General features: G+C 64.3%; 16 protein-coding genes. 9 read left to right on the top strand and 7 right to left on the bottom strand.

Features of this window, described 5'->3' with window-relative positions; genetic code table 11:
• Positions 1-4: 4 nt before the first annotated feature.
• From N7422_RS18415 to N7422_RS18395, 5 genes are all read right to left on the bottom strand, one after another.
• A complete protein-coding gene (locus N7422_RS18415) occupies positions 5-964 on the bottom strand; it encodes a MoxR family ATPase (RefSeq protein ID WP_011532987.1) in 960 nt (319 codons plus the stop codon).
• Positions 965-1,177: 213 nt separating this feature from the next.
• Positions 1,178-2,506 carry an MFS transporter gene (locus tag N7422_RS18410; protein WP_279807894.1) on the bottom strand — a complete coding sequence of 443 codons (1,329 nt, stop codon included), beginning with the start codon at positions 2,504-2,506 and terminating at the stop codon, positions 1,178-1,180.
• 46 nt (positions 2,507-2,552) lie between these two features.
• The gene (gene lhgO / locus N7422_RS18405) at positions 2,553-3,746 is read right to left on the bottom strand and encodes an L-2-hydroxyglutarate oxidase (RefSeq protein WP_279807893.1); all 1,194 of its coding nucleotides are present in this window, start codon (positions 3,744-3,746) and stop codon (positions 2,553-2,555) included.
• Between the two features lie 101 nt (positions 3,747-3,847).
• Positions 3,848-4,558 (bottom strand): FadR/GntR family transcriptional regulator, encoded by a 711-nt coding sequence (locus tag N7422_RS18400; protein ID WP_279807892.1) that lies wholly within the window; start codon positions 4,556-4,558, stop codon positions 3,848-3,850.
• Positions 4,559-4,775: 217 nt separating this feature from the next.
• The gene (locus N7422_RS18395) at positions 4,776-5,129 is read right to left on the bottom strand and encodes a hypothetical protein (protein ID WP_279807891.1); all 354 of its coding nucleotides are present in this window, start codon (positions 5,127-5,129) and stop codon (positions 4,776-4,778) included.
• Positions 5,130-5,399: 270 nt separating this feature from the next.
• Between N7422_RS18395 and N7422_RS18390 the strand changes: the two genes are divergently transcribed.
• Entirely contained in the window at positions 5,400-10,265 is a 4,866-nt protein-coding gene (locus tag N7422_RS18390; RefSeq protein ID WP_279807890.1) for an NAD-glutamate dehydrogenase, read from the top strand.
• A 218-nt stretch (positions 10,266-10,483) separates the two neighbouring features.
• Here the strand turns inward: N7422_RS18390 and N7422_RS18385 are convergent, their stop codons facing one another.
• Entirely contained in the window at positions 10,484-11,302 is an 819-nt protein-coding gene (locus N7422_RS18385) for a pyruvate, water dikinase regulatory protein (RefSeq protein ID WP_217866660.1), read from the bottom strand.
• A gap of 181 nt (positions 11,303-11,483) precedes the next feature.
• On the opposite strand from N7422_RS18385, the gene ppsA reads away from it, so the two are divergent.
• From ppsA to N7422_RS18345, 8 genes are all read left to right on the top strand, one after another.
• Positions 11,484-13,859, top strand: coding sequence for a phosphoenolpyruvate synthase (ppsA, locus tag N7422_RS18380; protein WP_279807889.1), 2,376 nt, complete (start codon positions 11,484-11,486; stop codon positions 13,857-13,859).
• 136 nt (positions 13,860-13,995) lie between these two features.
• The gene (locus tag N7422_RS18375; RefSeq protein WP_279807888.1) at positions 13,996-14,988 is read left to right on the top strand and encodes an alpha/beta fold hydrolase; all 993 of its coding nucleotides are present in this window, start codon (positions 13,996-13,998) and stop codon (positions 14,986-14,988) included.
• 194 nt (positions 14,989-15,182) lie between these two features.
• Positions 15,183-15,674 (top strand): ribonuclease E activity regulator RraA, encoded by a 492-nt coding sequence (gene rraA / locus N7422_RS18370; protein WP_279807887.1) that lies wholly within the window; start codon positions 15,183-15,185, stop codon positions 15,672-15,674.
• A gap of 25 nt (positions 15,675-15,699) precedes the next feature.
• Positions 15,700-16,695 (top strand): zinc transporter ZntB, encoded by a 996-nt coding sequence (locus N7422_RS18365; protein ID WP_279807886.1) that lies wholly within the window; start codon positions 15,700-15,702, stop codon positions 16,693-16,695.
• 205 nt (positions 16,696-16,900) lie between these two features.
• The gene (locus N7422_RS18360) at positions 16,901-17,164 is read left to right on the top strand and encodes a CrfX protein (RefSeq protein ID WP_279807885.1); all 264 of its coding nucleotides are present in this window, start codon (positions 16,901-16,903) and stop codon (positions 17,162-17,164) included.
• 2 nt (positions 17,165-17,166) lie between these two features.
• Positions 17,167-17,991, top strand: coding sequence for a mechanosensitive ion channel domain-containing protein (locus tag N7422_RS18355; RefSeq protein WP_279807884.1), 825 nt, complete (start codon positions 17,167-17,169; stop codon positions 17,989-17,991).
• A gap of 113 nt (positions 17,992-18,104) precedes the next feature.
• On the top strand, positions 18,105-18,671 hold the full coding sequence (sigX, locus tag N7422_RS18350) for an RNA polymerase sigma factor SigX (protein WP_050704759.1): 567 nt from the start codon (positions 18,105-18,107) through the stop codon (positions 18,669-18,671).
• A gap of 110 nt (positions 18,672-18,781) precedes the next feature.
• Positions 18,782-19,822 carry an OmpA family protein gene (locus tag N7422_RS18345; protein ID WP_279807883.1) on the top strand — a complete coding sequence of 347 codons (1,041 nt, stop codon included), beginning with the start codon at positions 18,782-18,784 and terminating at the stop codon, positions 19,820-19,822.
• 111 nt (positions 19,823-19,933) lie between these two features.
• Here N7422_RS18345 and N7422_RS18340 read toward each other — a convergent pair whose 3' ends face one another.
• Positions 19,934-21,604 (bottom strand): bifunctional protein-serine/threonine kinase/phosphatase, encoded by a 1,671-nt coding sequence (locus N7422_RS18340; protein WP_279807882.1) that lies wholly within the window; start codon positions 21,602-21,604, stop codon positions 19,934-19,936.
• Between the last annotated feature and the right edge of the window lie 6 nt (positions 21,605-21,610).

Raw genomic sequence — 21,610 nt, 5'->3', positions numbered from 1 at the left:
GGGGTCAGGCGACGGCGACGACGTCGAGGATGCGCTGGACCACGCGGTCCTGGTCGACCCCCGCGGCCTCGGCCTCGAACGAGAGAATGATGCGGTGGCGCAGCACGTCGAACAGCACCGCCTGGATATCCTCGGGGCTGACGAAGTCGCGTCCGGCCAGCCAGGCATGGGCGCGGGCACAGCGATCCAGGGCGATGGAGCCGCGCGGGCTGGCGCCATAGGCGATCCAGTCGGCCAGCTCGCTGTCGAACTTGGCCGGGGTGCGGGTGGCCATCACCAGCTGCACCAGGTATTCCTCCACCGCATCGGCCATGTACAGGCCGAGGATTTCCTTGCGCGCGGCGAAGATCGCCTGCTGGCTGACCCGCCGTTCGGGCTTCACTTCGCCGCCCAGGGCTTCGCCCCGGGCCTGGAGCAGGATGCGCCGCTCGACGGCGGCGTCGGGGAAGCCGATCTTCACGTGCATCAGGAAACGGTCGAGCTGGGCTTCGGGCAGCGGGTAGGTGCCTTCCTGCTCGATCGGGTTCTGCGTGGCCATCACCAGGAACAGCGGCGACAGTTCATAGGTGCTGCGCCCGACGCTGACCTGGCGCTCGGCCATGGCTTCGAGCAGGGCGGATTGCACCTTGGCCGGGGCGCGGTTGATCTCGTCGGCCAGCACCAGGTTGTGGAAGATCGGCCCCTGCTGGAACACGAAGCTGCCGGTTTCCGGGCGGTAGATCTCGGTGCCGGTGATGTCGGCCGGGAGCAGGTCGGGGGTGAACTGGATGCGATGGAACTGGGCCTCGATGCCTTCGGCGAGTTCCTTGATGGCTTTGGTCTTGGCCAGGCCCGGGGCGCCTTCGACCAACATGTGGCCATCGGCCAGGAGCACGATCAGCAGACGCTCGACCAGCTTTTCCTGGCCGAGGATCTGGGAGGAGAGAAAGGTGCGCAGCGCGATCAGCGCCTCACGGTGTTCCATCGTCGACGGTTCCTGGGGTGGGCCCTGGCGCGCTGGGAGCGGTTGCCGGGCGGGGGTGGATACTTTAATGCATCCGGGGGGGCGGGGACCAATGGCGGTTTGCAAAAATCGTGTAAAGCAGAGGGAAGGGGGGCTGCCGGGGCTTGCCCGCGAAGAGGCCCGCACAGGCGGCGGGCATCTCAGGGCCAATGACCGGGACGTTCTGCGGATAGGTCAGTTTTTCGATTTCGAATGCCGCCAGCCTTGATCGAAGAACGCGAACACCACCACCAGCACCCCGGCCACCGCCAGGATCAGTGCCACGCCGTCGGTGGAGTGCGTCGCCGATCCGGCCACCAGCGCCAGCCCGCCCAGCGGCGCCAGGCCGCCGGCCACCGCGGTGCCGATCTCGCGCCCGGTACCGAACCCCGACGAGCGCGTCTGGGTCGGGAACTGCCGGCTGAGGAACGAGCCCTGGGGGGCGAACATCATCGGCGCCAGGATCCCGGTGCCCACGGCGATGGCCACGTAGATCATCATCGGCTCGCCGGTCGACAGCAGTTGCAGGAACGGGAAGGCGAACAGTGCCGAGAGCACGCCGCCGAGCATCAGCACGGTCTTGCTGCTCCACTTGTCGCACAACCAGCCGAAGAACGGCACGGCGAAGATCGCCACCAGGCTGGCCAGGGTCACCGACAGCGAGGTGACGTGGGCCTCGACGCCCTTGAACTGGGTCAGGTAGGCCAGCGAGAAAGTCTTGAAGATGTAGCTCAGGGCGTTGTAGCCCACGGCGACGAAGAACACCACGGCCAGGCCCTTGAGGTCATTCTTGAGCAGCAGCTTGAGCGGTGATACCTGGGGCTTGTCGTCGGCCTTGTCCAGTTCCTTGAAGTCCGGCGTCTCGGGAATGCTCTTGCGCACCCACAGGCCCACGGCGACCAGGACGATGCTGGCGATGAACGGGATGCGCCAGCCGCCGGCCAGGAGGAATTCGTTGCCGTTCATGGTCAGCAGGTACACGGTCAGCGACGACAGCAGCAGGCCCAGGTTCAGCCCCAGCGCCGGCCAGGCGCCCTGGCTGCCGCGCTTGCCCTCGCTGGCGTGCTCGTAGGAGGTCACCGCCGCGCCGGACAACTCGGCGCCGGCGCCCAGGCCCTGGATGATGCGGATCACCACCAGCAGGATCGGCGCCCAGATGCCGATGGTCGCGTAGCTCGGGATCAGCCCGATCAGCGCGGTGCACAGGCCCATCATGCAGAAGGTGATCACCAGCACGTGCTTGCGCCCGAAACGGTCGCCCAGGTAGCCGAACAGCACGCCGCCGAACGGCCGGGCGATGAAGCCGATGGCGAAAGTGGAGAACGCCAGCAGCGAGGCCACCGCCGGGTTGCTCGGGTCGAAGAAGATCTTCGAGAAGACGATCGCCGCCATGGTCGCGTAGAGATAGAAGTCATACCACTCCAGCATCGAGCCGAAGATGGTCGCCGCCGCCACCTTGCGCAGGCGCTTGCGTTGCTGTTCGGGGGTTTCGCTCGCGGCCAGGGCCGCCTCGTGTACCGACATCTGAGGTTTCCTTGTTGTCTTTGTAATTGTGGGTGCAGCGGATGGATCAGCGGGCCTTGAGGATCTTCTCGGCGATCATCTGGCCGATGGGGATGGCCGAAGTGGCCGCCGGCGACGGGGCATTGCAGACATGCACCATGCGCGGGGTCTCGGCGAACAGGAAATCGTGGACCAGGGTGCCGTCGCGCATCACCGCCTGGGCGCGGATGCCGGCTTCATAGGGCAGCAGGTCCTCGACCTCGAGTGACGGGCAGTACTTGCGGCACTGTTCCAGGTAGCCGCGCTTGAACAGCGAGTTCTTCATCTCGGTGGTGCCGGAGCCGAGGTTGTTCCAGATCGTCTTCCAGAAGCCCGGGAAGCGCGCATATTCGGCGACATCGCGCCAGTTCACCGAGAACTTGCGGTAGTTCTCCCGGCCAAAGCCGAGCACCGCGTTGGGGCCGACGGTGACGCTGCCGTCGATCATCCGCGTCAGGTGCACGCCGAGGAAGGGCAGTTCGGGGTCGGGAATCGGGTAGATCAGGTGGTTGACGATCTGGTTCTTGCTTGCCGGCAGGCGGTAGTACTCGCCGCGGAACGGGATGATCTGATGGTCGATCCTCACACCGGCCAGGCGTGCCAGGCGGTCGGACTGCAGGCCTGCGCAGGCCACCAGTTGGCGGGCGCGCCAGGTGTGGCTGTCGGTGTCGACGGCGACATGGTCGGCATGCTCCTGGATGGCGCGCACCGTGGTGGACAGGTGCAGCTCGCCGCCGCCCTGGCGGATCACCTTGGCCATGGCGTCGCACACCTGGGTGTAGTCGACGATGCCGGTGGCATCGAGCCAGAGCGCCCCCTTGCCGACGATGTTCGGCTCGCGCTGGCGCAGCTCGGCGGCATCCAGGCGTTCGACCTTCAGGCCGTTCTGCCGCGAGCGCTCGTGCAGCGCCTGCATGCGCTGCATCTCCAGGTCGTTGGAGGCCACCAGCAGCTTGCCGCAGACCTCGAAGGCGATGCCGTGCTCGCTGCAGAAGTCCTTGGTGGCCTGGGCGCCGCGCTTGCACAGGTCGGCCTTGAGGCTGCCAGGGGCGTAGTAGATGCCGGCGTGGATCACGCCGCTGTTGTGGCCGGTCTGGTGGCGGCCGAGGCTGGCCTCTTTTTCCAGGATCAGCAGCGAGGCGCCGGGACGCTGCTGGAGCAGCGCCATGGCGGTGGCGAGGCCGACGATGCCGCCGCCGATGATGCAGTAGTCATAGGTCATGCAAGGTACCTTTGAATTCTTGTCGGTGAATCTGCTTATCAGGTTGTCAGACTAACTAATGCAAGTGAAAGCCTCGCCAGGTCGCGATTGGGTCTGTGGGATCAGTCGAGGTCGGGAAGGTCGAGCTTCAGGCGTTTGGCCGAGGCGCGCAGATGGGCCTCGGCGCAGGCAGCGGCGGTCTGGCGATCGCCGTTGGCGATGGCCTGGTACAGCGCCTCGTGTTCGCGGCTGGCATCGGCCGAACCGCCCACCGAATGGGCTGCGGAGTTTTCCCAGGCGGTGCGGCGTGCCGCGGCCAGCTGGCCTCCGAGGAAGTCGTGGAAGGCGACGAAGTAATCGTTCTTGCTGGCTTCGGCGATGGCGCGGTGGAAGGCCACGTCGGCAGCGGAGGCCGTGGCGAAGTCGCTGCGTTTGTCGAGCATGGTGCGCAGGGCATCGGCCATGCGCTTGAGGTCATCGTCATCGCGACGGCGGGCGGCGATGGCGGCGGCCTGGGTCTCGATCCACAGACGCATTTCGAACATCTGCACCAGGTCCGGCTTGCGCCCGTTGCTGCCGGGGAAGCGGAACACCGTGCCGTTGGGTGTCTGCGAGATGTAGGAGCCCAGTCCACGGCGGGCGATCAGCACCCCATCGGCCTTGAGCTGCGCCACCGCTTCGCGTACCACCGAGCGGCTGACGTTGAGCTGTTCGGCCAGTTGCTGTTCGGTGGGCAGGCGCGATTCGGCGGCCAGGCGGCCGGAATCGATCTCGGCGCGGATGGCGCTGACGACCCGTTCGACGAGAGTGTCGGGGCGCTGGAGCTCTAGCATGGACAGAGTTTCTTATTGATCAGGTTGTCAGACAATGCCTGTGCCGATAGTGGCCTGTCAATGTCCTGAAGGCTTGCGCGCTACCTGTAGGAGCGGCCTTGTGTCGCGAAAGGGCCGCATAGCGGCCCCGGCAATATCAACTTGGTGCACAAATAGGGGGGCGCTTCGCACCCCTTTCGCGACACAAGGCCGCTCCTACAGGGGGCGATGTCTTGGCTTAGAGCTCGGACACGAACGTCCCGGTCCCGTCGAGGATATTGCGCAAGGTCAGCGCCACTTCCTCCATGTCGGTCCCGGCGCTGGTCAGGATGATCTCCAACTGCTCATCGCCCTTGAGCGCATCACGATCCCCCGCCGCCACCTCGATCAGCAGCCGCTGCGCGCTCAGCGTCACCTTCAGCCCGTCCAGCGTCGACGGCTCGTCATCCAGGGTCAGGTCGACGGTGTCCTCGTCCGGATAACGGGTCAGCAGGAACATCTGCCCCTTGTCGCTGTGGCAGCACAGGGTCGCCATGTTGTCTTCCTCGTCGTCGCAGGGGGTTGCGAAGAGCAGGGCGGTTTTCAGTTGCATGGGCGGCTCGGGTCAATGGAAAAGGAAAGGAATTCTGACAGCCTTGCCGGCCTCGATAAACGTAAAGTTACCGCGCATTGACCGAAATTGTCGCAGCGCTGCAAGCCGGAGTGACCGTTCAGTCGTTAAGCTCCCCTGTCGGTGGACATGACGCTCGTGTCCAGCGCCCGGTTTACCGTCCGGCTTGCCGCGGGTTGGCTATCGTTGATCCGTACACGGCGGACGCACGCGACGCTTCACCTATAACAAAGCCCAAGCGGAGTACCACAGATGGCGTTCTTCACCGCAGCCAGCAAAGCCGACTTCCAGCATCAACTGCAAGCGGCCCTGGCGCAGCACATCAGCGAACAGTCCCTGCCACAAGTGGCGCTGTTCGCCGAACAGTTCTTCGGCATCATCTCTCTGGACGAACTCACTCAGCGCAGGCTGTCGGATCTGGCCGGCTGCACGCTGTCCGCCTGGCGCATCATCGAGCGCTTCGACCCCCAGCACCCGCAAGTGCGGGTCTACAACCCCGATTACGAACGTCACGGCTGGCAGTCCACGCACACCGTGGTCGAGGTGCTGCACCACGACCTGCCGTTCCTGGTCGACTCGGTGCGCACCGAGCTCAATCGCCGCGGCTACAGCATCCACACCCTGCAGACCACCGTGCTCAGTGTGCGCCGTGGCGCCAAGGGCGAGCTGGTCGAGCTGCTGCCCAAGGGCACCCAGGGCGAGGGCATCAGCCACGAATCGCTGATGTACCTGGAAATCGACCGTTGCTCCAGCACCGCCGAGCTCAACACCCTGACCAAGGAACTGGAGCAGGTGCTGGCCGAGGTGCGCGGCGTGGTCGCCGACTTCGAGCCGATGAAGGCGAAGATCCACGAACTGCTGGAACAGGTGGAGCAAACGGCCTTCGGCCCGGCGCAGCACGACAAGGCCGAGGTGAAGAGCTTCCTGTCGTGGCTGCTGGACAACCACTTCACCTTCCTCGGCTATGAAGAGTTCACCGTCGAGTCCGATGCCGCCGGTGGCCATCTGGTCTACGACGAGAACTCCTTCCTCGGCCTGGCCCGCCTGCTGCGCGCCGGCCTGGGCGCCGACGACCTGCGCATCGAGGACTACGCCGTCGCCTACCTGCGCGAGCCGCGCCTGCTGTCGTTCGCCAAGGCCTCGCAGCCGAGCCGCGTGCACCGCCCGGCGTACCCGGACTACGTATCGATCCGCCAGATCGACAAAGACGGCAAGGTGATCAAGGAATGCCGCTTCATGGGCCTGTACACCTCGTCGGTTTACGGCGAGAGCGTGCATACCATTCCGTACATCCGTGGCAAGGTCGCCGAAGTCGAGCGCCGCTCGCACTTCGATCCGAAGGCCCACCTGGGCAAGGAACTGGCCCAGGTGCTCGAGGTGCTGCCGCGCGACGACCTGTTCCAGACCCCGGTCGACGAGCTGTTCAGCACCGCGATGTCGATCGTGCAGATCCAGGAACGCAACAAGATCCGCGTGTTCCTGCGCAAGGACCCGTACGGCCGCTTCTGCTACTGCCTGGCCTACGTGCCGCGCGAGATCTACTCCACCGAAGTGCGGCAGAAGATCCAGCAGGTGCTGATGGAGCGCCTGAAAGCCACCGACTGCGAGTTCTGGACGTTCTTCTCCGAATCGGTGCTGGCCCGCGTGCAGCTGATCCTGCGGGTGGACCCGAAAAACCGTATCGACATCGACCCGCAGCAGCTGGAAAACGAAGTGATCCAGGCCTGCCGTTCGTGGCAGGACGACTTCTCGGCACTGGTGGTGGAGAACTTCGGCGAAGCCCAGGGCACCAACATCCTCGCCGACTTCCCGAAAGGTTTCCCGGCCGGCTACCGCGAGCGCTTCGCCGCGCATTCGGCGGTGGTCGACATGCAGCATGTGCTCAACCTGTCCGAAGCCAAGCCGCTGGCCATGAGCTTCTACCAGCCGCTGACCCAGCTCGGCGAGCGCCAGCTGCACTGCAAGCTGTACCATGCCGATACGCCGCTGGCGCTGTCGGACGTGCTGCCGATCCTGGAAAACCTCGGCCTGCGCGTGCTCGGTGAGTTCCCCTACCGCCTGCGTCACGCCAGTGGCCGCGAGTTCTGGATTCACGACTTCGCCTTCACCTACAGCGAAGGCCTGAACCTGGATATCCAGCAGCTCAACGACACCTTCCAGGATGCCTTCGTCCACATCGTCAAGGGCGACGCGGAGAACGACGCCTTCAACCGCCTGGTGCTGACCGCCGGTCTGCCGTGGCGAGACGTGGCGCTGCTGCGCGCCTACGCCCGCTACCTCAAGCAGATCCGCCTGGGCTTCGACCTGGGCTACATCGCCAGCACCCTGAACAACCACACCGACATCGCCCGCGAGCTGACGCGGTTGTTCAAGACCCGCTTCTACCTGGCGCGCAAGCTCACCCAGGACGACCTGGACGACAAGCAGCAGCGCCTGGAGCAGGCGATCCTCACCGCCCTGGACGATGTCCAGGTGCTCAACGAAGACCGCATCCTGCGTCGCTACCTGGACCTGATCAAGGCCACGCTGCGCACCAACTTCTACCAGCCTGACGCCAATGGGCAGAACAAGTCGTACTTCAGCTTCAAGTTCAACCCCAAGCTGATCCCCGAGCTGCCCAAGCCCGTGCCGAAGTTCGAGATCTTCGTCTACTCGCCACGGGTCGAGGGCGTGCACCTGCGCTTTGGCAACGTCGCCCGCGGCGGCCTGCGCTGGTCGGACCGCGAAGAGGACTTCCGCACCGAGGTGCTGGGCCTGGTCAAGGCGCAGCAGGTGAAGAACTCGGTGATCGTGCCAGTGGGCGCCAAGGGCGGCTTCCTGCCACGTCGCCTGCCGCTGGGCGGCAGCCGTGACGAGATCGCCGCCGAAGGCGTGGCGTGCTACCGCATCTTCATCTGCGGGCTGCTCGACATCACCGACAACCTCAAGGACGGTGGCGTGGTGCCGCCGGCCAACGTGGTGCGTCACGATGACGACGATCCGTACCTGGTGGTGGCGGCCGACAAGGGCACCGCGACCTTCTCCGACATCGCCAACGGCATCGCCATCGACTACGGCTTCTGGCTCGGCGACGCCTTCGCCTCCGGCGGCTCGGCCGGTTATGACCACAAGAAGATGGGCATCACCGCCCGGGGTGCCTGGGTGGGCGTGCAGCGGCACTTCCGCGAGCGCGGCATCAATGTTCAGGAAGACCCGATCACCGTCATCGGTGTCGGCGACATGGCCGGCGACGTGTTCGGCAATGGCCTGCTGATGTCCGACAAGCTGCAACTGGTGGCGGCGTTCAACCACCTGCACATCTTCGTCGACCCGAATCCGGACCCGGCCACCAGCTTCGCCGAGCGCAAGCGCCTGTTCGACCTGCCGCGTTCGGCCTGGAGCGATTACGACACCAGCATCATGTCCGAAGGCGGCGGGATCTTCCCGCGCAGCGCCAAGAGCATCGCCATCAGCCCGCAGATGAAGGAACGCTTCGCCATCGAAGCCGACCGCCTGACCCCGACCGAACTGCTGCACGCGTTGCTGCAGGCTCCAGTCGACCTGCTGTGGAACGGCGGTATCGGCACTTACGTCAAGGCCAGCACTGAGAGCCACGCCGATGTCGGCGACAAGGCCAACGACGCGCTGCGGGTCAATGGCAACGAGCTGCGCTGCAAGGTGGTGGGCGAGGGCGGCAACCTGGGCATGACCCAGCTCGGCCGGGTCGAGTTCGGCCTCAATGGCGGCGCCACCAACACCGACTTCATCGACAACGCCGGCGGCGTGGACTGCTCCGACCACGAGGTCAACATCAAGATCCTGCTCAACGAAGTGGTGCAGGGTGGCGACATGACCGAGAAGCAGCGCAACCAGCTGCTGGGCAGCATGACCGACGAGGTTGCCGGGCTGGTGCTGGGCAACAACTACAAGCAGACCCAGGCGTTGTCGCTGGCCGCCCGTCGCGCCCGCGAGCGGATCGCCGAGTACAAGCGTCTGATGGCTGATCTGGAAGCCCGGGGCAAGCTGGACCGCGCCATCGAGTTCCTGCCCACCGAGGAACAGCTGGCCGAACGCCTGGCAGCAGGCCAGGGCCTGACCCGTGCCGAGCTGTCGGTGCTGATCTCGTACAGCAAGATCGACCTCAAGGAGCAGTTGCTCAAGTCGCTGGTGCCGGACGACGACTACCTGACCCGCGACATGGAGACCGCGTTCCCACCATCGCTGGTGAGCAAGTTCGCCGACTCCATGCGCCGTCACCGCCTCAAGCGCGAGATCGTCAGCACCCAGATCGCCAACGACCTGGTCAATAACATGGGCATCACCTTCGTCCAGCGCCTGAAGGAGTCCACTGGCATGAGCCCGGCCAATGTCGCCGGCGCCTACGTGATCGTGCGCGACATCTTCCACCTGCCGCACTGGTTCCGTCAGATCGAGGCCCTGGACTACCAGGTCCCGGCCGAGATCCAGCTGACCCTGATGGACGAGTTGATGCGTCTGGGCCGCCGTGCCACTCGCTGGTTCCTGCGCAGTCGTCGCAACGAGCAGGACGCCGGCCGCGACGTCGCCCACTTCGGACCGAAGATCGCCCAGTTGGGCCTGAAGCTGGACGAGCTGCTGGAAGGACCGACCCGTGAGCGCTGGATGGTCCGCTACCAGAGCTTCGTCGAGGCTGGTGTGCCGGAGCTGCTGGCGCGCATGGTCGCCGGCACCACCCACCTGTACACCTTGCTGCCGATCATCGAGGCCTCGGACGTCACCGGCCACGACCCGGCGCAGGTGGCCAAGGCGTTCTTCGCCGTGGGCAGCTCGCTGGACCTGACCTGGTACCTGCAGGAGATCAGCAACCTGCCGGTGGACAACAACTGGCAGGCCCTGGCCCGCGAGGCGTTCCGCGACGACATCGACCTGCAGCAGCGGGCGATCACCATCTCGGTGCTGCAGATGGCCGATGCCCCGGACGACATGGATGCCCGCGTGGCGCTGTGGTGCGAGCAGCACCGGGTAATGGTCGAGCGCTGGCGCGCCATGCTCGACGACCTGCGCAACGCCACCGGCACCGACTATGCGATGTACGCGGTGGCCAACCGCGAGCTGGTCGACCTGGCGATGAGCGGGCAGGCGGCGATGATTCCGTCCTGAGCCTCGCGTTGAGATAAAAGAAAGCCCCGGCAGCGATGCCAGGGCTTTTTCATATCCACTGTCCCAATCTCTGTGGGAGCGGCCTTGTGTCGCGAAAGGGGGGCGACGCGCCCCAAGATTTGTGCATCAAGCTGATATTGCCGGGGCCGCTTGCGGCCCTTTAGCGACACAAGGCCGCTCCTACAGGGACTGTGCAGGCCTTGAGGGGTTATGCAGGTCTACTTGAACCTGCGCTCCACGCCTTTCTCCACCAGGATCTTCGCCGAAATCTCCTCCACCGAGAAATGCGTGGAATTGATGTTGGGAATGTTCTCCCGGCGGAACAGGTTCTCCACCTCGCGCACCTCGAACTCGCACTGGGCGAAGCTCGAATAGCGGCTGTTGGGCTTGCGTTCGTGGCGAATGGCGGTCAGGCGATCAGGGTCGATGGTCAGGCCGAACAGCTTGTTGTGGTGCTTCTTCAGTACCGCCGGCAGCTGCAGGCGTTCCATGTCGTCCTCGGTCAGCGGGTAGTTGGCGGCGCGAATGCCGAACTGCATGGCCATGTACAGACAGGTCGGAGTCTTGCCGCAGCGCGACACGCCGACCAGGATCAGGTCGGCCTTGTCGTAGTAGTGGGTGCGCGCGCCGTCGTCGTTGTCCAGGGCGAAGTTGACCGCCTCGATGCGCTCCATGTAGTTGGAGTTGCCGCCGATCGAGTGGGATTTGCCCACGGAATACGACGAATGGGCGGTCAATTCCTGCTCGAGCGGGGATAAAAACGTCGAGAAGATGTCGATCATGAAGCCATTGGACGTGGCCATGACCTCACGGATGTCCTGGTTGACGATGGTGTCGAAAATGATCGGGCGCACCCCGTCGCGCTCGGCCGCGGCGTTGATCTGCTGGACCATGGCCCGGGCCTTTTCCAGGGTATCGATGTAGGGGCGCGTGAATTTATTGAACGGAATGCTCTCGAATTGCGCGAGCAGGCTCTGGCCCAGCGTTTCTGCAGTGATGCCGGTACCGTCGGAGATGAAGAACGCGGTTCGTTTCATTTGCACGTGAGGGCCTTAAGCTGCCGAATGTTTCTGGATATGATAGGTTCGGTTTGCCGAACGCGGTTGCTCGGCATTCTCACTTATTTTCCAGGTCCAGGCCACAAGCGTCCGGCCCAGTCATAGAACCGGCAGGCGGGCGCCCTTGAGCTTTTCCAATACAGTTAGTGGAGAGATCACCTTGGTAGAGTACGTAGTTTCCCTCGATAAGCTCGGCGTCCATGATGTGGAGCATGTGGGGGGCAAGAACGCATCCCTGGGCGAGATGATCAGTAACCTCGCAGGTGCCGGTGTCTCGGTGCCGGGCGGCTTTGCCACTACGGCTCAGGCGTATCGCGATTTTCTCGAACAAAGTGGCCTGAACGAACGCATCCATGCGGCGCTCGATGCGCTGGATGTCGATGACGTCAACGCCCTGGCCAAGACCGGCGCGCAGATTCGCCAGTGGGTGATGGAAGCGCAGTTCCCGACTCGCCTCGATTCGGAAATCCGAACCGCCTTCGCCGAGATGTCCAAGGGCAACGAAAACATGGCCGTGGCCGTGCGTTCCTCGGCTACCGCCGAAGACCTGCCGGACGCCTCCTTCGCCGGCCAGCAGGAGACCTTCCTCAATATCCGCGGCGTCGACAACGTCATCCGCGCGGCCAAGGAAGTCTTCGCCTCCCTCTTCAACGACCGTGCCATCGCCTACCGCGTGCACCAGGGCTTCGACCACAAGCTGGTCGCCCTGTCCGCCGGCGTGCAGCGCATGGTCCGCTCGGAAACCGGTACCGCCGGCGTGATGTTCACGCTCGACACCGAGTCGGGCTTTCGCGACGTGGTATTCATCACCGGCGCCTACGGCTTGGGTGAGACCGTGGTGCAGGGTGCGGTCAACCCTGACGAATTCTACGTGCACAAGCAGACCCTGCAGGCCGGTCGCCCGGCGATCCTGCGCCGCAACCTGGGCAGCAAGGCGATCAAGATGGTCTATGGCGACGAAGCCAAGGCCGGTCGCTCGGTCAAGACCGTCGAAGTCGAGCGTGCCGAGCGTGCGCGCTTCTGCTTGAGCGACGACGAAGTCAACGAACTGGCCAAGCAGGCGATGATCATCGAGCAGCACTACCAGCGCCCGATGGACATCGAATGGGCCAAGGATGGCGACGACGGCAAGCTGTACATCGTCCAGGCTCGCCCCGAGACCGTGAAGAGCCGCGCCAGCGCCAATGTCATGGAGCGCTACCTGCTCAAGGAGAAGGGCACCGTACTGGTCGAAGGCCGCGCCATCGGCCAGCGCATCGGTGCTGGCAAGGTCCGCGTGATCAACGATGTGTCGGAAATGGATAAGGTCCAGCCGGGCGACGTGCTCGTTTCAGACATGACCGACCCGGACTGGGAACCGGTGATGAAGCGCGCCAGCGCCATTGTCACCAACCGCGGCGGGCGTACCTGCCACGCGGCGATCATCGCCCGTGAGCTGGGTATCCCGGCCGTGGTCGGTTGCGGCAACGCCACCCAGATCCTCAAGGACGGCCAGGGCGTCACCGTGTCCTGCGCCGAAGGCGATACCGGTTTCATCTTCGAGGGCGAGCTGGGCTTCGACGTCAAGCAGAACTCGGTGGACGCCATGCCGGAGCTGCCGTTCAAGATCATGATGAACGTCGGCAACCCGGACCGTGCCTTCGACTTCGCCCAGCTGCCCAACGCCGGTGTCGGCCTGGCGCGCCTGGAATTCATCATCAACCGCATGATCGGCGTGCACCCCAAGGCGCTGCTCAACTACGCGGGCCTGCCACCGGAGCTGAAGGAAAGCGTCGACAAGCGCATCGCCGGCTACAACGACCCGGTCGGCTTCTATGTCGAGAAACTGGTCGAGGGCATCAGCACCCTGGCCGCGGCCTTCTACCCGAAAAAGGTCATCGTGCGCCTGTCGGACTTCAAGTCCAACGAATACGCCAACCTGATCGGCGGCAAGCTGTACGAGCCGGAAGAAGAGAACCCGATGCTCGGCTTCCGTGGCGCCTCGCGCTACATCAGCGAATCGTTCCGTGACTGCTTCGAGCTCGAATGCCGCGCCCTCAAGCGCGTGCGCAACGAGATGGGCCTGACCAACGTCGAGATCATGGTGCCGTTCGTGCGTACCCTGGGCGAGGCCAGCCAGGTCGTCGACCTGCTCGCCGAAAACGGCCTGGCCCGAGGCGACAACGGCCTGCGCGTGATCATGATGTGCGAGCTGCCGTCCAATGCCCTGCTGGCCGAGGAGTTCCTCGAGTACTTCGATGGCTTCTCCATCGGCTCCAACGACCTGACCCAGCTGACCCTGGGTCTGGATCGTGACTCCGGCATCATCGCCCACCTGTTCGACGAGCGAAATCCGGCGGTGAAGAAGTTGCTGGCCAACGCCATCGCCGCGTGCAACAAGGCCGGCAAGTACATCGGTATCTGTGGCCAGGGCCCGTCGGACCACCCGGACCTGGCCAAGTGGCTGATGGAGCAGGGCATCGAGAGCGTGTCGCTGAACCCGGACTCGGTGCTCGAGACCTGGTTCTTCCTGGCCGAGGGCCAGGGCGCGGCCTGATGCGCTGAAGGCAACACACTGTGGGAGCGGGCTTGCCCCGCGATAGCACCAGATGGGACAGCAGTGTCTGCAGGTCTGGTTCAATCGCGGGGCAAGCCCGCTCCCACGTTCATATCCTCAGTTTGTTTGTGAATCCATGCAAAGCAGCTCCACCCAATTTCCCGTCGCGTTGCTCAGTGCCGAGCGCCGCGGCGACCTCAGCGAAGACGTGTACCGGATCAAGGCCGGCAACAGCCCTGATCCGAGCGTCGAACTGGCCGTCACCCGCCTGGGCCTGGCCGATCCGGGCCGTGCGCAAGGCATGCCGGTCATCCTGTTGCATGGCAGTTTCTCCAACCGGCGTTTCTGGTATTCCCCCAAGGGCATCGGCCTGGGTGCTTATCTCGCCCGTGCCGGCTTTGACGTGTGGATCCCGGAAATGCGCGGGCATGGCCTGTCGCCGCGCAATCGCCAATGGCGGCAGAACCGTGTGGCGGACTATGCGCGCTATGACTTGCCGGTGATCGGTGCCTTCGTCCGCGAGCAGGCCGGGCAGGCGCCGCACTGGGTCGGCCATTCGCTGGGCGGCACCACCCTGGCGGCGGCACTGGGCAGCGGATACCTGGACGCCGCACTGGTGGCCAGCGCGGCACTGTTCGGCACCCAGGTCAGCCGGGTTTACTGGCCGCTGAAAGTGCCGCCGGTGGAGTGGGGCGCGCGCGTGCTGCTCAAGCGCTTCGCGCAGATCTCGGGTTCGCGCCTCAAGCGTGGCCCGGAGGACGAACCCATCGGCCTGGCCCTTGAGAGCTTGCGTTGGAACGGCCTGTTTGGCCGCTTCGGCGACAAGGAGAAGGACTGGTGGGCGGGCCTGGCCGAGGTCGAGGTGCCGCTGTTGGCGGTGGCCGGGGCCGGCGATTTCCAGGACCCGGTCTGGGCCTGTCGCAAGCTGTTCGATCAGTTGGGTGGTGACAGCAAGCAGTTCCTGCGCCTGGGGCGTGAGGAGGGCTTCGAGGCCTTCGGCCATGTCGACATGCTGGTCAGCAAGGCGGCGCAGGTACAGGTGTGGCCGCTGGTGGAGCGCTGGTTGCGCGACCCATTGGCGCCGGTGCATGCCTCTACGGTGGTGAGGGAACCGGTGCCTGCCAGTTGATCCTGCGTTGGCCTCTTCGCGGGTGAGCCCGCCCCCACAGGGTTTTGCGACTCGCCTGTGGGAGCGGGTTTACCCGCGAAGAAGCCGGAACAGGTAAAAGCAAACTGACTGACCGGTCCTGGATGACTGCCATGCCTCCTGCGGTGTAGCCTTGCTCCCACATCCGCTTTCGTTGTGACTGACAGGAGTTTCCCATGCAGCATTACGTAACGCCCGACCTCTGCGATGCATACCCGGACCTGGTCCAGGTGCTCGAGCCCATGTTCAGCAACTTCGGTGGCCACGACTCCTTCGGCGGCCAGATCGTCACCATCAAGTGCTTCGAAGACAACTCGCTGGTCAAGGAGCAGGTCGAGCTCGACGGCAAGGGCAAGGTCCTGGTGGTCGATGGCGGCGGCTCCCTGCGTCGTGCGCTGTTGGGCGACATGCTGGCCGACAAGGCCGCCAAGAATGGCTGGGAAGGCCTGCTGATCTACGGCTGCGTGCGCGACGTGGACGTGCTGGCGCAGACCGATGTCGGCATCCAGGCCCTGGCCAGCCACCCGATGAAGACCGACAAGCGTGGCATCGGTGACCTCAACGTCGCGGTGACCTTCGCTGGCGTGACCTTCCGCCCGGGGGAATATGTGTACGCCGACAACAATGGCGTGCTGGTCTCGCCAAGCCCGCTGAAGATGCCCGAGTGACACGCCGCGCAGCCATGGAGCTTTGATGTTCGAGGAAGACAACGCGCAGTGGGGCCTGGTGCATGCCCTGGTGCTCGATGGCAAGGGCGGTGCGCGTTCGATCGCCCGCACCGAGCTGGACGACTTGCAACTGCAGCCCCAGGAGAGCCTGTGGCTGCACTGGGACCGTAGCCATCCACAAACCCGTACCTGGCTGCTGCACGACAGTGGCCTGAGCGAGTTCGCCTGCGAACTGTTGCTGGAGGAGAACACCCGTCCACGCCTGTTGCAGATGGCCAACGAGCAGATGTTGCTGTTTCTGCGCGGGGTCAATCTCAACCCGGGCGCGGAGCCGGAGGACATGGTCTCGGTGCGCATCTTCGCCGAGGCGCGGCGGGTCATCTCGTTGCGCCTGCGTCCGTTGCGCGCCAGCGATGAGGTCCTGCAGCAGCTGGACGAGGGGCGGGGGCCGAAATCGGCGTCCGAACTGTTGCTGCTGATGGGTGAGCTGCTCACCGAAAAGGTCCAGGCCCTGGTCAGCGACCTGTCGGAAGCGGCCGATATAGAAGAAGAGAAGATAGAATCCGACAAACGGTACGCCCCAGAACAGGGCAGCCTTCAGCAGATTCGCCGCCGCGCTGCCGGACTGCGTCGTTTTCTCGCGCCACAGCGTGACATCTATGCCCAGCTTTCACGCAGCAAGTGCAGCTGGTTCGCCGATGTCGACGCCGACTACTGGAACGAGCTGAACAACAGCCTGATCCGCTATCTCGAGGAGCTGGAGCTGGCCCGCGAGCGCGCCGCCCTGGTGCTGGAAACCGAGGATCGCAGGCGCAGCGAGCGGATGAACCGGACCATGTACCGGTTCGGCATCATCACCTGCATCTTCCTGCCCATGAGCTTCATCACCGGGCTGCTGGGCATCAATGTCGGCGGTATTCCGGGGGCGGAAAATCCCTACGGCTTCCTGTTCGCCTGCATCGTCGTGCTGGGCCTGGCAGCGGGGCAGTGGTGGCTGTTCCGGCGGTTGCGGTGGGTGTAGCAGGTGAACGATCGACGTAACCTTTTTCGCGGGCAAGCCTGCCTCTACCGCTACAGCGCAGGCTGGCAGCGCCGCGAGGCATTCAAGGGTGCGGGCTTGCCCACGAATGACCCACCGCGAACTCATTTTGAAACATTCGTTCCACATCCGTGTGTGACCCATCGCTCGGCGCCCTCGTCTTTGACTGACATTGCGCGAGGTGCCCATGCACGATCCGTTTGAAGAATCCCTGCGCGACCTGCTCAAGGCGTCGCCGTCCGGCCAGGACCGTGACGACGCCGCGTGCCTGGGTCGTGTGCTCAAGACCGCCAACCGTCAGGTCGGCGCGGGCGATCTGTTCAGCTTGCTTGGCCGCTGGAGCCAGGCGCTGCTGATCGCCGTGAACAATGGCTCGGCGCATGTCGCGCCGGTCCGTCGCAACTCTACCCGCAACGCCGCCGCCGGCGGCAAAGCAGATAAGGCCGATTGAATATGGAACTCGATCTCTGGACCCAGAGCCTGGTCACCGCCATGACTGCCCTTTGGACCAAGGTGGCGAACTTCATCCCCAACCTGTTCGGCGCGCTGGTCGTGGTGCTGCTCGGTTTCGTCGTGGCCAAGCTGCTCGACACCCTGCTGTCCAAGGTGCTGGCCAAGTTCGGCCTGGACCGCCTGATGGGCGGTACCGGTCTGACCAAGATGCTTGCCCGGGTCGGTATCCAGGTTCCGATTTCGACGCTGATCGGCAAGATCGTCTACTGGTTCGTGCTGCTGATCTTCCTGGTTTCCGCTGCTGAGTCCCTGGGGCTCGAACGCGTCTCGGCGACCCTGGACATGCTGGCGCTCTATCTGCCCAAGGTGTTCGGCGCGGCGCTGGTGCTGCTGGCCGGCGTGCTGCTGGCGCAGTTGGTCAACGGTCTGGTGCGGGGCGCCGCCGAGGGCATCGGCCTGGAGTACGCCGCCGGTGTCGGGCGCATCGCCCAGGGCCTGGTGATCATCATCAGCATCTCGGTGGCGATCAGCCAGCTGGAGGTCAAGACCGACCTGCTGAACCATGTGATCGTCATCGGGCTGATTACCGTTGGTCTGGCAATTGCACTGGCGATGGGGCTGGGCAGTCGCGAAATCGCCGGGCAGATCCTGGCCGGAATCTACGTGCGTGAGCTCTACGAGGTCGGCCAGCAGGTGCGGATTGGCGAGGTCGAAGGGCAGATCGAGGAGATCGGCACGGTCAAGACGACGCTGCTGACCGATGATGGCGAACTGGTGTCGCTGTCCAATCGCGAACTGCTCGAGCAGCGCGTGAATAGCCGCTAACCGCACAAAAGCTGTTAATGTATGCCGCCGCGAAAATCGCCCCATGGGGCCTAGCGGCGACATTGACCTGACTGTCGGCCAGATCCGTTTTGAATAAAGTTCATTCGCCGCCCATGCGTTATGACCCCCGGGAGCTCACCGACGAGGAGTTGGTGGCGCGTTCGCATGAGGAGCTGTTTCACGTTACCCGCGCCTATGAGGAACTCATGCGGCGCTACCAGCGGACGCTGTTCAACGTCTGCGCACGGTACCTGGGGAACGACCGGGATGCCGACGATGTCTGTCAGGAGGTGATGCTGAAAGTGCTGTACGGATTGAAGAACTTCGAAGGCAAATCCAAGTTCAAGACCTGGCTCTACAGCATCACCTACAACGAATGCATCACCCAGTACCGCAAGGAGCGGCGCAAAAGAAGGTTGATGGATGCCTTGAGCCTGGACCCTGTCGAAGAGGCGTCCGAAGACAAGGCACCGAAGCCGGAAGAGAAAGGCGGGCTGGATAAATGGCTGGTGCATGTGAACCCGATCGATCGGGAAATCCTGGTGCTGCGATTTGTCGCGGAACTGGAATTCCAGGAGATCGCGGACATCATGCACATGGGCCTGAGTGCCACGAAAATGCGCTACAAACGTGCGCTCGACAAGCTTAGAGAGAAATTTGCAGGCCTGGCTGAAACTTAGTGGGCTGCAAATACCTCTAACCAACCGGCAAGTTCTGCTAGACTTGCCGTCGAGTTGTCCCCCGGATGTTGGTGGGACTGCTTAACTATCACCAGATGGGGATTTAACGGATGAAATTGAAAAACACCTTGGGCCTGGCCATCGGCTCTCTCGTGGCCATGACTTCGCTCGGCGCTCTGGCTCAAGGCCAAGGCGCAGTCGAAATCGAAGGCAACGTTACCAAGCAGTTCTACGACAGCGAGCGTAACTTCAAGAACGACGGCACCAACCCTGGTGTTCGCCTGGGCTACTTCCTGACCGACGACGTCTCCCTGGACCTCGGCTACAACGAGACTCACAATGCTCGTGGCGAAGTCTTCAACAAGGACATCAAAGGTTCCAAGACCAAGCTCGACGCTACCTACCACTTCGGTACCGTAGGCGACGCACTGCGTCCGTACGTCTCCGCTGGTTTCGCTCACGAGAGCCTGGGCCAGGCTACCCGTAGCGGCCGCGACCACTCCACCTTCGCCAACGTTGGCGCTGGCGCCAAGTGGTACATCACCGACATGTTCTTCGCCCGTGCCGGCGTCGAAGCCATGTACAACATCGACAACGGCAACACCGAGTGGGGTCCGACCGTTGGTCTGGGTCTGAACTTCGGTGGCAGCGGCGGCGCCAAGCCGGCTCCAGCTCCGGCTCCAGTTGCCGAAGTCTGCTCCGACAGCGACAACGACGGCGTCTGCGACAACGTCGACAAGTGCCCTGACACCCCAGCCAACGTTACCGTTGACGCTGATGGCTGCCCGGCTGTTGCCGAAGTCGTTCGCGTTGAGCTGGACGTCAAGTTCGACTTCGACAAGTCGGTCGTCAAGCCTAACAGCTACGGCGACATCAAGAACCTGGCTGACTTCATGAAGCAGTACCCACAGACCACCACCACCGTGGAAGGTCACACTGACTCCGTCGGTCCAGACGCTTACAACCAGAAGCTGTCCGAGCGTCGTGCCAACGCTGTCAAGCAAGTCCTGACCCAGCAGTACGGCATCGAATCCAACCGTGTTGACTCGGTTGGCTACGGTGAGACCCGTCCGGTCGCCGACAACGCCACCGATGCTGGCCGCGCCGTCAACCGTCGCGTAGAAGCTCAGGTAGAAGCCCAGGCCAAGTAATTGGTTTGACGCTTCACGAAAAACCCGGCCTCGGCCGGGTTTTTCTTTGCCTGTGGCAGCGGGTTCCGCCGTGACGCAGGCGCTGCGCTTCGCCCTCGCGTCCTTGCCTCTTCAACCTTTGAGCAAGACGAGCAGCAGCATCAGGTTCAATAGCAGGGAAAGCAGCGCCAGGGTGCGCCAGACCTTCAGCGGTTCGCGCTCAAGCAGCGGCAGCGTTCGCGCCGGCAGTGCCTGACAGTCGCCGCGCTCGAGCAGCAGCAGCCATTGTTCGGCAGTCTCGAAACGTCGTGTCGGATTGGCAGCCACGGCCTGTTCGAGGTTGCTCTGCAGCCATTCCGGCAGATCGGGGCGGTAGCGGCCGGGATTGACAGGCGTGCCGAAGCGCGGACGCTGAAAGGCTTCCACTTCGCCATAGGGATAGTGGCCGGTCAGGAGCTGGTAGAGGGTCACACCCACAGCATAGAGATCCTGGCGCGGGTTCGGCGGCAGGCCGTCGAATGCCTCCGGGGCAATGTAGGAAGGCGTGCCGGGTAGATCGTGCGGTTGGTCCTCGGACAGGCCGGGGCAGTACGCCAGGCCGAAGTCGAGCAGGCGCAGCTGGCCGTCGTTGCCCAGATGCAGGTTCTCCGGCTTGATGTCGCGGTGCAGCAAGTTGCGCCGGTGCAGCACGCCGACGGCTTGCAGTAGCTGACGGGCGATTTCCAGCCATTGCGGCAGGGGCATTGGGCCACTGGCTTCGAACAGCTCGGCGAGGGTCGCGCCCGGGTATTCGCGCATCAGGTAATACAGGTGCTGACGCTGGCCCGCCGGGTGGACCTCGGGAAAGTGGCGTCCCGCTACCCGGCGCAGAAACCATTCCTCCAGCAGCAGGTCCTGGGCCGCTCCCGACTCCTGTTCGCGCCCTTGAGGCAGGGTCTTGAGCAGCCAGGCCTGGCCCTGGCCGTTGTGCACCCGATACAGCAGCGATTGCCGGCTGTGGGCCAGCAGCTCGTCGACCCTCCAGCCGTCGATCACCTGGCCGTCACGCAACGGGCCGGGCACTGGCCATTGGCGCAACTGCGCCAGGGTATCGCCCAGGTTGCTTGCGCCGAGCCGCTCGACCCGCACCAGCAGTGCGCTGGCATTGTCCTGGCTGCCGCTGTGATGGGCGGTGGCCACCAACGTGCTCGCGGCATCCTGCAGGTCGGGATGCTCGCGCAGGATCGACAGGATGCGCTGGTCGCCCAGGCTGGACCACACGCCGTCGCTGAGCAGCACGAAGCATTCGCCTTCCTCCAGCTCGCCTTCCAGATAGTCGACCAGCAGATGTTGGTCCAGGCCCAGCGCTCGTTTGAGTACGTGCTGCATGCCGGGCTGGTCCCAGACATGGTCTTCGCTCAGGCGCCGCAGTTGGCCGGCATGCCAACGGTAGACACGACAATCGCCGACGTGGGCCAGGGTGAAGCGCCGCCCGCGCAGGACCAGTGCGCTGAGGGTGGTCAGCAGGGGTTGGCCATTGCCCTGGGCGCGCAGCCAGCGGTTCTGGGCGATGAGCAGTCGATCCAGGGCCTGGGGCACGCCCCAGGTGGCGGGCGTGGCGTAGTAGTCCAGGGCCAGGGCCTGCAGGCTGGCCCGGGCAGCCAGGCCGCCATCGGCGCATTGGCTGACGCCGTCGGCGAGGGCGCACAGGTAGCCCTTGCTGGCCGCCAGCTCCGGCGCGGGCGTGACCAGGCGCAGGGCATCCTGGTTTTCCGTGCGCGGCCCGGTGGCGCTGGCCTGGGCGAAGGTCAGCTGCAGGTTCATGATGTG

The sequence above is a fragment of the Pseudomonas sp. GD04091 genome (assembly GCF_029836165.1).
In the GTDB taxonomy this organism is placed as follows: domain Bacteria; phylum Pseudomonadota; class Gammaproteobacteria; order Pseudomonadales; family Pseudomonadaceae; genus Aquipseudomonas.
Note: the sequence above shows the minus strand (reverse complement) of the source record. Positions and strands in the feature narration are given on the sequence as shown.

What these genes read in the sequence shown, in the direction of transcription:
- N7422_RS18410 (WP_279807894.1), bottom strand. Translation starts at nt 2,506, where the DNA reads ATGTCGGTACACGAGGCGGCCCTGGCCGCGAGCGAAACCCCCGAACAG.
- N7422_RS18365 (WP_279807886.1), top strand. Translation starts at nt 15,700, where the DNA reads ATGTTCGAGGAAGACAACGCGCAGTGGGGCCTGGTGCATGCCCTGGTG.
- rraA (WP_279807887.1), top strand. Translation starts at nt 15,183, where the DNA reads ATGCAGCATTACGTAACGCCCGACCTCTGCGATGCATACCCGGACCTG.
- N7422_RS18400 (WP_279807892.1), bottom strand. Translation starts at nt 4,558, where the DNA reads ATGCTAGAGCTCCAGCGCCCCGACACTCTCGTCGAACGGGTCGTCAGC.
- N7422_RS18360 (WP_279807885.1), top strand. Translation starts at nt 16,901, where the DNA reads ATGCACGATCCGTTTGAAGAATCCCTGCGCGACCTGCTCAAGGCGTCG.
- N7422_RS18355 (WP_279807884.1), top strand. Translation starts at nt 17,167, where the DNA reads ATGGAACTCGATCTCTGGACCCAGAGCCTGGTCACCGCCATGACTGCC.
- N7422_RS18385 (WP_217866660.1), bottom strand. Translation starts at nt 11,302, where the DNA reads ATGAAACGAACCGCGTTCTTCATCTCCGACGGTACCGGCATCACTGCA.
- N7422_RS18375 (WP_279807888.1), top strand. Translation starts at nt 13,996, where the DNA reads ATGCAAAGCAGCTCCACCCAATTTCCCGTCGCGTTGCTCAGTGCCGAG.
- sigX (WP_050704759.1), top strand. Translation starts at nt 18,105, where the DNA reads ATGCGTTATGACCCCCGGGAGCTCACCGACGAGGAGTTGGTGGCGCGT.
- N7422_RS18415 (WP_011532987.1), bottom strand. Translation starts at nt 964, where the DNA reads ATGGAACACCGTGAGGCGCTGATCGCGCTGCGCACCTTTCTCTCCTCC.
- N7422_RS18395 (WP_279807891.1), bottom strand. Translation starts at nt 5,129, where the DNA reads ATGCAACTGAAAACCGCCCTGCTCTTCGCAACCCCCTGCGACGACGAG.
- lhgO (WP_279807893.1), bottom strand. Translation starts at nt 3,746, where the DNA reads ATGACCTATGACTACTGCATCATCGGCGGCGGCATCGTCGGCCTCGCC.
- N7422_RS18390 (WP_279807890.1), top strand. Translation starts at nt 5,400, where the DNA reads ATGGCGTTCTTCACCGCAGCCAGCAAAGCCGACTTCCAGCATCAACTG.
- N7422_RS18345 (WP_279807883.1), top strand. Translation starts at nt 18,782, where the DNA reads ATGAAATTGAAAAACACCTTGGGCCTGGCCATCGGCTCTCTCGTGGCC.
- N7422_RS18340 (WP_279807882.1), bottom strand. Translation starts at nt 21,604, where the DNA reads ATGAACCTGCAGCTGACCTTCGCCCAGGCCAGCGCCACCGGGCCGCGC.